Genomic DNA, 618 nt, shown 5'->3' with positions numbered 1-618 from the left:
ACTGCCTTCTTTGATCGTCAGACGGAATGTCGTTAACAGCTCACGTAACTGGGTATAAGCAGCCGACAAGCCCGTATCCAGCTCTGCAATCACTTGATTGGCTTGAGCGATGGCCTTTTCGTCAGGAAGATTTTTCACGCTTCTCTTTAATAAAGCGACCTGAATTTTCAAATAGGATAACGCTTGAGCCAAAGAGTCGTGAAGTTCTCGAGCAATGGTCGCGCGCTCTTCCATCAACAAAATTTGCTCTGCTTGACGCTGTGCGCGATTGTAATACACCGCTCGCGAGAGAATTTGTACAAAGTTGTCAATTAGCGTCTCGTTCGGGCACGGTAAGCCTGCCTTCCAATACAAAGAACCGAGATGTTCGCCATCTAACGTTAAAGGTTCTGCATGACATTCATCATCACAATCATGGCAGCACTCTTCCCCTTCCGTAAGGATCCAATTAGGCTCTCCCAACTGTTCGATTTCAAGCTTTACCGCTTTAATGCCTTCTAAGCTCGCAATGTGCTTCAAAATCGCCTGGAAATTATCCTGATTAATGCGCGATGCAGTGAGCTCTTTTGACGAATCATAAAGCACTTCTAAAGACTGATTCGCATGTTGCAGCTTGCG

At 46.0% G+C, this 618-nt stretch carries 1 protein-coding gene; it reads right to left on the bottom strand.

Features of this window, described 5'->3' with window-relative positions; translation table 11 throughout:
* On the bottom strand, window positions 1–618 hold a 618-nt coding region (locus tag R7O12_RS25405), incomplete at both ends, for a histidine kinase (protein WP_318126835.1).

Source organism: Vibrio sp. Vb1574 (assembly GCF_033338675.1).
This window is presented reverse-complemented; position numbering and strand designations above follow the sequence as displayed.